Origin of the sequence: Sphingopyxis sp. KK2 (genome assembly GCF_001990265.1) — a bacterium.
In the GTDB taxonomy this organism is placed as follows: Bacteria; Pseudomonadota; Alphaproteobacteria; order Sphingomonadales; family Sphingomonadaceae; genus Sphingopyxis.
In genome coordinates this window covers 1-8,007 of record NZ_LYVN01000161.1, presented here as the reverse complement: position 1 = coordinate 8,007, position 8,007 = coordinate 1, and the positions used below count along the sequence as shown (strand labels likewise).

Here is an 8,007-nt window from a genome sequence, read left to right as displayed (position 1 = left end):
ATGGACCCCGGCTTTCGCCGGGGAACGGCAGCGTCCGCCCGATTCCGGCCATTCGCCCGCAAGCATTACCGACAAGACCGAACGCGGTCAGCCGATGCCTGCGAGATCATGGAACGCGAGCGCCAAAAGGGCCAACACGCGGCCGCAACGTCACTACCGGCGGAACAATCCCTTGAGCCAGCCTGCCACGCCCGTTGCCTGGCTCGCATCGGCCGCCTCGTCGCCATCGGCGTTCGCGCGATGGCGCAGGGCCCTGATCCGGGCCGACGGATCGGCACCCTCGTCTGCGCGCCGGTCGCCCGTCCGGTCTGCCGCGACGACACCCCGGTTATCGGACAAATCCGGCGCCGCCGCGGCGGCTTCGAAGCCGTCGTCATCCTCGGGAAACCGGTCGTAAAAGTCGCTGTGGTCGTCATATCCTCCGACCTTTCGACCGGGCACACGCAAGACCATCATGTCGGGATGGAGCTTCACGCGCGCGTTCGGCACATCCTTCTGGCGTTCGACCAGCGCCTCGAAATCGCGCAACCGGCCGGCCTCGATCACCGACGCATATTCGGACCCGGCATCATGGCCCGTGGCCTCGAGAAAGTCATAGGCGATTTCGGCGCGGCCATATCCGCCGCTGTTGAAACGCTCGCTGATAAACCGCAGCATCGGCGCGACGGCATAGATGTCGTCGCCCATCGGCTCGTCGTCCTCCTCATAATCATAGCCGGTGGGCTCGCCCTTCCAGAAGATGAGCAGCGCCGTCGACCGGTCGCATTGAGGCTGGCCGACGATCCAGAACAGCCCGTCCAGCCGCTCGTTCCAGTTGAAGAAAAAGGCGTAACGATGCCAATCGTCGGGCGACGAGTTTTTCAGAAATTCCATTTGCCGGGCGTGCAGACGCTCCTGCGCCGCTTCGAAATCGTCCATCCCCTCGCGCTCCCCAAGCCGCATTGTCGCTCCAACGCGTACCGGCATCTTAGCCGAAGGGCTTTAAAGTGCTGTTAAGCGGCGGGGCTCTCTCGGCGGACGACGACGCGGGGCAGGCGTGCCGGTGCGGCGACGCGCGAATAGCGGATTCCCAAGCCCGTCACCCCGATCGGCATCGATGCGACAACGACAGCAAGCGACCGAAAGGCGACATCTGAAGCATCGCCATCTCGAACGGAATCCTCGGGTTCGCCCTGCGGCGTGGGTGATCTATATTTCACGCAAAGGCGCAAAGGCGCCAAGAAAAAGAGCCTCACACAAAGACACAAAGAGGCCGGGTCACGCCGCAGGCGGTGCCCGTCGCCGCAGGCGACCTTGTAAAGCGCTGCGCGCGGGGAAGCACACAGCGTGTGACGGCTCGACTGCCCTCTTTGTGTCTTTGTGTGAGGCTCTTTTTCCCTCTTTGTGCCTTTGCGCCTTTGCGTGAGACAAAAACAACCAGACCCATCGCACTGCACCGGCGCAACGGCAGCAACCGACCGATTGCGGACACGTTTCAATTGCCATAAGTCTTGGCGAACAAAGCTTTGGGGTTCCCAAGATTGCATTGGCTTACACGATACCACGATCGTCTCATAACTGAGATGGAGCGCGACCCGCCTTGGAGCGGCTACGGCAAACTGGAATGTCTATGGCCGATTTTTTTGGGCGGCGGCCTGATGTTTGCATTTGAATATGCAACCGGGTTCACTGTCCATAATACCTTTTGGGTTGTTCCCTTTCTGCTGCCCGGCGCGATCTGGTATCTTTACCTCACGAAACGCTACGTGCTCATACTGGCCCGAAGGTTGCGCTCTCCGCGAGCATAACTCCCGCGTCCGCTTCCCACCCCAAAGCCGCCAACCGTCGCCTGCCGCGTCACCCCACCGCAATCGCTTCGATCTCGATACGAAAGCCGAAATGCAGCGGCCCCGTCGGGACCACGCTGCGCGCCGGGCGGTTGTCCCCGAAGAAGCGCGCATAGATCGCATCGACCTGACCCCAGTCGTCGATATCGCTGAGATAGACCGTCGTCTTGACCACCTGCGCCAGCCCCGCGCCGGCATCGGCGAGCACGGCTTCGAGGTTGCGCAGCGCCTGCTCGGCCTGCGCCGCAAAGGGCGCGTCCGCAAGCGACGTGTCGCGTCCAGGGAGCAGCGGCAATTGCCCCGACACGAAGATGAAGCCGCCCGCGGCGACGAAGGGCGAATAATGCGGCGCGCTCGCCGCCTGTCCCGCGTCTTCTCTCTCGCCTGCCGTCATCCGATCCTCTCCCGCGCTTGTGGGAGAGGATTAGCATGGCCGGCGCCCGGCGCCATCACCCCATGACGAAGGCGTTGAGCTTGTTGCCGTCGGGGTCGCGGAAATAGCCCGCGTAAAAGCCCTCGCCGCGCGGTCCCGGGGGGCCTTCGCAGGTGCCGCCATGGGCGATCGCGATGTCGTAGAGGCGGTGGACCTGTTCCTTGTCCTTCGCCTCGAGCGCGACCATCACGCCATTGCCGACGCTCGCTTCATTACCGTCGAACGGCTTGGTGAGCCCGATCCCCGCACCGCCGCCCGGCTTGCCCCACGCGATGAAGCCGTCGAACTCCATCATCCGCGGCGTTTCCAGCTCGGTCGCGATCGCGTCGTAAAAGGGGGCGGCCTTTGCAAGGTCCTTGGTGCCCAAGGTCACATATCCGATCATCCTGATTCTCCCGATTCGTTGAAGGAACATAATAGGAACAATGACGGCGGCGCGCAAAGAAAAACGGGCGCCGGACCGAAGTCGCGGCGCCCGTCTCTGATCCCCGGAGGGAAGCGCTTATTTCTTGAGGCGCAGCGCCACGTCGGCCGAGGGACCGCCACGGCGCAGGATCTCGACCAGCACCGCGTCGCGGCCCGCCGCCTTGGTATCGGCGACGACCTTCGCCAGCGCGTCGCTCGTCAGCACCGGGGTGCGGCCGTTGCCCGCGCTCAGGATCACGTCGCCGCGGCGAAGCCCCTTGCGCCCGGCATCGCTGCTCGCCGTCACCGCCGCGATCACCAACCCCTTGGTGTTGGCATCGACGCCGACCGAGCGCGCAATGTCGGCGGTCAGCGGCAGCACCGTGAGGCCGAGTTCGTTGAGCACCGCGGTATCGGCGGCGCCCGCCGGATCCTCGGGGGTCGCCTGTTCGTCTTCGGGGTCGAAGGTCGTGCCGGCGAGTTCCTCTTCGGGCGGGCGCTTGCCGACCACCGCGTTGATCGTGATCGTCTTGCCGTCGCGGATGACCTCGAGCGGGATGCGCGTCCCCGGTTTGACCCGGGCGACGATGTACGACAGCGTCTGCTGCGGCGTCACTTCCTTGCCGTCGACCTTGGTCACGACGTCGCCGCGCTTCAGCCCGGCCTTTTCGCCGGCCTGGCCGGGTTCGAGGCGGCCGATGCGCTCGCCGCGGTCCTTGGGCAGCCCCAGCGCCGCCGCCATATCCTCGTCGACCGGGGTGATGCCGATGCCCAGGTAACCGCGCTCGACCGCCTGGCCCGCGCGCAGCGCTTCGATCACCGGGATCGCGGCGTCGGCGGGGATCGCGAAGTTGACGCCGATGTTCGCGCCGACGGGCGAGATCAGCATATTGTTGATGCCGACGACATTGCCCTGCAGGTCGAACAGCGGGCCGCCCGAATTGCCGCGGTTGATCGCGGTATCGGTCTGGATATAACGGTCATAGGCACCGCCCTGCCCGAGGTTGCGCTGCACCGCCGAGATGATGCCCGCGGTCACCGTCGAGCCGAGACCGAGCGGGTTGCCGATCGCCACCACCCAGTCGCCGACGCGCGCGTCGCTGCCGGTCGCGAACTTCACGAAGGGCAAACCAGATGCGTCAATCTTGAGCAGCGCAAGGTCCGACGCCTGGTCGCGGCCGACGATCGTCGCCTTATATTCCTTGCGGTTGGTCAGCGTCACCGTGACCTCGTTGACCGCCTCGCCGCGCGGGCCGCCCGAGATGACATGGTTGTTGGTGACGATATAGCCGTCGGCCGAGATCAGGAAGCCCGAGCCGCCGCCCTGCTGTTCCTGCGTGATCGGCTCGCGCGTGCCCGCAAAGGGGTTGAGCCGGACGCCGAGCGTGACCTCCTGCTTGGTCGCGATATTGACCACCGCGGGCTGGAGCTGCTCGACCAGGTCGGCAAAGCTTTCGGGCGCCCCGGCGCGCGGGACGACCTTGGCGATTTCGCTCGATTCATTCTGCGCGACCTGCGCGCCGACGGGGGACTGGGAGACCAGCGCCAGCGCCGTGCCACCCGCCAGCAGTGCCGAAGTGATGCCATAAACATAACGCACGATCGAAATTCCTCTTCTCTTCACGAATGACGTCCAGCCCCGGCGGCGGTTATCTGCTTGGCCGTGGCTGAACGGCAATTGAACATGAACGGCGCGTGAGAGCGCCGTTCATGTCGCGTCTCAATCGCCGCGGAACTGGCGCAGATATTCGCTGTTCGGCGACAGGATGACCGAATTGTTCGCGCTCTTCGCGGCATCGCTGTTGAAGGTCTGGCGATAGCTCTGCATCGCGCGGTAGAAGTCATAGAATTGCGGATCCTTGCCATAGCTGGCGGCATAGATGCGCGCCGCCTCGGCATCCGCGGTGCCGCGGATGATCTGCGCTTCCTTCTGCCCCAGCGCCCGGATCGCCACCGCTTCCTGCTCGCGCGCCGACATCATGCGCGTGAAGGCGGCGTTGAGCGGCGTGCCTTCAGGCAGATCGGCGCGCTTGATCCGCACGTCGATGACCTCGGCGCCATAGCGCCGCGCCTCGCGGTTCAGCGCATTCTGGATGTTGGTCATCACATTGCCGCGCTCGGCCGACAGCAGCGAGGCGAAGCTCCGCTTGCCGAGCTCGTTGCGCAGCGCCGAGCCGAGGATCGAGGTCAGCTGACCCTTCAGATTCTCCTCGGTGCGGATCGACGTATAGGTGCGCGACGGATTGACGATGCGAAAGCGCGCGAAGGCGTCGACCTCGAGCAGATATTGGTCGGTCGTGAGCACGCGCTCATTCTGCATGTTCGCGCCCAGGATGCGCTTGTCGAATACGACCACCGTATCGATGATCGGGATACGCGCGAGGATGCCCGCGCCCGAATTGCCGAAGCTCTGCCCCGGCTTGTACTGGTTCTTGACCGCATGGATCTGGCCATAGCGGATGACGAGCGCCTGCTTGTCCTCGGGCACGATCTTCAGCGTCATGGTGGCGAGCACCGCGACGATGGCGAGGCCGAAGATCCAGCGCAGCGGGCGCGAGAAGACCGATTCGAAAAAGCTCATTGTGCGGCCTCCGTCGCCGGCGCCGCACGGCGCTTGAGTTCGGGGAGCGGCAGATAGGGGGTGACCCCGCCCGATTCGACGATCACCTTGTCGACCGGCGCCAGCACCGTCTCCATCGTTTCATAATAAAGGCGGCGCTTGGTCACTTCGGGCGCCAGCTTATATTCCTCGTAAATCTTGTCGAACGACGCCGCCGCGCCGCGCGCGGTTTCGAGCTGCGCGCTCGCATAGGCTTCGGCGCTGTTGATGTTCGATTCGCGTTCCTGCTGCGCCGCGGTCACCTTGTTGAAGGCGTCGGTGACCTCTTCGGGCTGCACCGCGCGCTGCAGCTGGATCGCCTCGATCGTCACGCCCGAGCGATATTTGTCGAGCAATTGCTGCATGCGCGTGCGCACCTCGCCCTCGATCGCGGCACGCCGCGGACCGATCGCGTCGGTCAGCGTATAATTGGCGACCGTCGCGCGCATCGCGCTTTCGGCGACTTCCTTGATCGTATTTTCCTGGTCGGCGATCTGGAACAGATATTGGTGCGGATCGCGCACGCGCCAGCGCACCTCATAGCCCAGGTTGATGATATTCTGGTCCTGCGTCAGCACGAAATTGCGCGATTCATTGCTCGTCGCGCCGATCTTCATCTCGCGGATCGACTGGACGTCCTCGACCTTCACGCTCTCGAACGGCGCGGGCAGCTTGAAATTGATCCCCGGCCCCATGGTGCGCGAATAGCTGCCCATCGTCGTGACGACGCCGGCCTGGCCTTCGCCGATGATCTCGATCGACGAAAAGGCGAGCGCCAGCACCAGCGCGCCGCCGATGCCCCATTTCCACAGCCGGCCGTCGCCGGGCAGCTGCATGCCGCCGCCGCCGTCCGAACCGCCGCCGCCGAAATTGCCGCGGCCCTTGCGCAGCAACTCGTCGAGCGCCGAGGGGCCGCGCGGCTTGCGGCCGCGGTTGATGTCGACCGGATCGGGGCTGACCCACGGGTTGCGCGGGCCGGGCTTCTTGCCGCCGCCGCCATCGCCACTACCGCCGCCGCTTCCCTTGCCGTCGTCGCCGCCCTTGGGCCCCCACGGGCTGCCCGCCATCGCAAGGATCGGCCCGAAAAATTGCCGCAAACCCCCGGGGGCGCGGCGTCCCATTCCATCACTATCGTCGTTGCTCATAAGGCTTTTATAGGGCGCGTCGGCGCGATTAACAGGGGGTGCGCGCGAAAATGGCTGGCAATCATGCCCGCCATGCCTATCTGCCACCGACATGACCGACACCACTCCGCTCGCCAGCATCGCCACCGACCTGACCGGGGGCCGCACCTCGGGCCTCAAATTCCTCGACGGCGAGGGTACGCTCGCGATCGTGCTCGACGTCACCGGGCTCGACCCCGACGAACGGGGGCCGCTCGAGGAGAAACTCCGCGCCGGCCTGCTCGCCCGGCCGGGCGTCACCAGCGTCCGCGTCGCGATGACCGCCGAGCGCAAGGGCCTCACGATCATCGCGGTGGGCAGCGGCAAGGGCGGGGTCGGCAAATCGACCCTCGCCGCCAATCTCGCGGTCGCGCTGCGCCGGCTCGGGGTGAAGGTCGGCCTCGTCGACGCCGACATATACGGCCCTTCGCAGCCCCGCCTGATGGACAGCGAGGATGTGAAGCCCGAAGCGCGCGGGTCGAAGCTCGCCCCCGTCCCCAACGCCTATGGCGTCCCCATGCTGTCGACCGGGCAGATCGCGGCGCCGGGACAGGCGATCGCTTGGCGCGGGCCGATGGCGGGCCGCGCGCTCGAACAGCTCGTCGACGCGAGCTGGGGCGACATCGACACGCTCGTCGTCGACCTGCCGCCGGGCACCGGCGACGTTCAGCTGACGATGATCCAGAAACACAAGCCCGCGGGCGCGGTCATCATCTCGACCCCGCAGGACCTCGCGCTGATGGACGCGACGCGCGCGATCACCTTCTTCGAACAGGCCGACGTGCCGCTGATCGGGCTCGTCGAGAATATGGCGGGTTACGCCTGCCCGCATTGCGGCGAGGTCAGCGATCCCTTCGGCAGCGGCGGCGCAGAGGCCGCGGCGAAGACGATGGGGCTCGACTTCCTCGGCCGCGTGCCGCTGTCGATGGGCATCCGCCTCGCCAGCGACGGCGGCGTCCCGCCCGCGGCGGGAACCGACAAGCTCGGCGAGCCGTTCCACGCGATAGCGGCGAAGGTCGCGGCATGGCTCGACGCACGAAAGGGCAAATGATGGCGATCAACGACGAAGGCGAAATCCGCGAGCTTCTCAGCCAGCCGCGCCGCATCGCCGTCGTCGGCGCCTCGCCCAACCCGTCGCGCGCATCGAACGAGGTGCTCGGCTTCCTCGTTGCCCAAGGCCATGACGTGATCGCGGTGAACCCCGGCCACGCCGGCGGCACGATCCACGACGCCCCCGTCGTCGCCACCCTCGCCAATGTCGAACCGCCCGCCGAGATCGTCGACATCTTCCGCAACAGCGAAGACGCCGGGCAAGCGGTCGACGAGGCGATCGTCCATGGCGCCAAGGCGGTGTGGATGCAGCTCGGCGTCATCAACGAGGCCGCGGCCCGGCGCGCCGACGCGGCGGGCCTGACGGTGGTGATGGACCGCTGCCCCGCGATCGAGATCCCGCGCCTCGGCCTGCTGCGCCGATAAGCCGAGCCGCGATTTTCGCCACAGCCCAGCGGTAGATTTCGGGCAGGATTTCCGACAGTAAGGGCGCGATGAAACACGCCCTCCCCTTGCTCGCTGCCGCAACCG

8 protein-coding genes are annotated in these 8,007 nt (G+C 66.0%); 2 read left to right on the top strand and 6 right to left on the bottom strand.

Features of this window, described 5'->3' with window-relative positions:
• Positions 1–153: 153 nt before the first annotated feature.
• From B1A78_RS18870 to hflK, 6 genes are all read right to left on the bottom strand, one after another.
• Complete coding sequence (locus tag B1A78_RS18870; RefSeq protein ID WP_077148443.1) at positions 154–918, bottom strand: DUF4274 domain-containing protein; 765 nt, start codon at positions 916–918, stop codon at positions 154–156.
• Between the two features lie 918 nt (positions 919–1,836).
• Positions 1,837–2,220, bottom strand: coding sequence for a RidA family protein (locus B1A78_RS18865; RefSeq protein WP_077148442.1), 384 nt, complete (start codon positions 2,218–2,220; stop codon positions 1,837–1,839).
• A gap of 55 nt (positions 2,221–2,275) precedes the next feature.
• A complete protein-coding gene (locus B1A78_RS18860; protein WP_077148441.1) occupies positions 2,276–2,644 on the bottom strand; it encodes a VOC family protein in 369 nt (122 codons plus the stop codon).
• A 117-nt stretch (positions 2,645–2,761) separates the two neighbouring features.
• On the bottom strand, positions 2,762–4,264 hold the full coding sequence (locus B1A78_RS18855) for a trypsin-like peptidase domain-containing protein (protein WP_077148440.1): 1,503 nt from the start codon (positions 4,262–4,264) through the stop codon (positions 2,762–2,764).
• 120 nt (positions 4,265–4,384) lie between these two features.
• Entirely contained in the window at positions 4,385–5,245 is an 861-nt protein-coding gene (hflC, locus tag B1A78_RS18850; protein ID WP_077148439.1) for a protease modulator HflC, read from the bottom strand.
• The gene (gene hflK, locus B1A78_RS18845; RefSeq protein ID WP_256839349.1) at positions 5,242–6,330 is read right to left on the bottom strand and encodes an FtsH protease activity modulator HflK; all 1,089 of its coding nucleotides are present in this window, start codon (positions 6,328–6,330) and stop codon (positions 5,242–5,244) included. Before hflK ends, hflC begins: the two co-directional genes overlap by 4 nt.
• A gap of 169 nt (positions 6,331–6,499) precedes the next feature.
• Between hflK and B1A78_RS18840 the strand changes: the two genes are divergently transcribed.
• Both B1A78_RS18840 and B1A78_RS18835 read left to right on the top strand, forming a co-directional pair.
• Positions 6,500–7,477, top strand: coding sequence for an Mrp/NBP35 family ATP-binding protein (locus tag B1A78_RS18840; RefSeq protein WP_077148437.1), 978 nt, complete (start codon positions 6,500–6,502; stop codon positions 7,475–7,477).
• Positions 7,477–7,902: a CoA-binding protein gene (locus tag B1A78_RS18835; protein WP_077148436.1), complete on the top strand. Its 426-nt coding sequence runs from the start codon at positions 7,477–7,479 to the stop codon at positions 7,900–7,902. The genes B1A78_RS18840 and B1A78_RS18835 overlap by 1 nt, the downstream gene beginning before the upstream one ends.
• The last annotated feature ends 105 nt before the right edge of the window (positions 7,903–8,007 follow it).

What these genes read in the sequence shown, in the direction of transcription:
- B1A78_RS18870 (WP_077148443.1), bottom strand. Translation starts at nt 918, where the DNA reads ATGGACGATTTCGAAGCGGCGCAGGAGCGTCTGCACGCCCGGCAAATG.
- B1A78_RS18865 (WP_077148442.1), bottom strand. Translation starts at nt 2,220, where the DNA reads ATGACGGCAGGCGAGAGAGAAGACGCGGGACAGGCGGCGAGCGCGCCG.
- B1A78_RS18860 (WP_077148441.1), bottom strand. Translation starts at nt 2,644, where the DNA reads ATGATCGGATATGTGACCTTGGGCACCAAGGACCTTGCAAAGGCCGCC.
- hflC (WP_077148439.1), bottom strand. Translation starts at nt 5,245, where the DNA reads ATGAGCTTTTTCGAATCGGTCTTCTCGCGCCCGCTGCGCTGGATCTTC.
- hflK (WP_256839349.1), bottom strand. Translation starts at nt 6,330, where the DNA reads ATGGCGGGCAGCCCGTGGGGGCCCAAGGGCGGCGACGACGGCAAGGGA.
- B1A78_RS18840 (WP_077148437.1), top strand. Translation starts at nt 6,500, where the DNA reads ATGACCGACACCACTCCGCTCGCCAGCATCGCCACCGACCTGACCGGG.
- B1A78_RS18835 (WP_077148436.1), top strand. Translation starts at nt 7,477, where the DNA reads ATGGCGATCAACGACGAAGGCGAAATCCGCGAGCTTCTCAGCCAGCCG.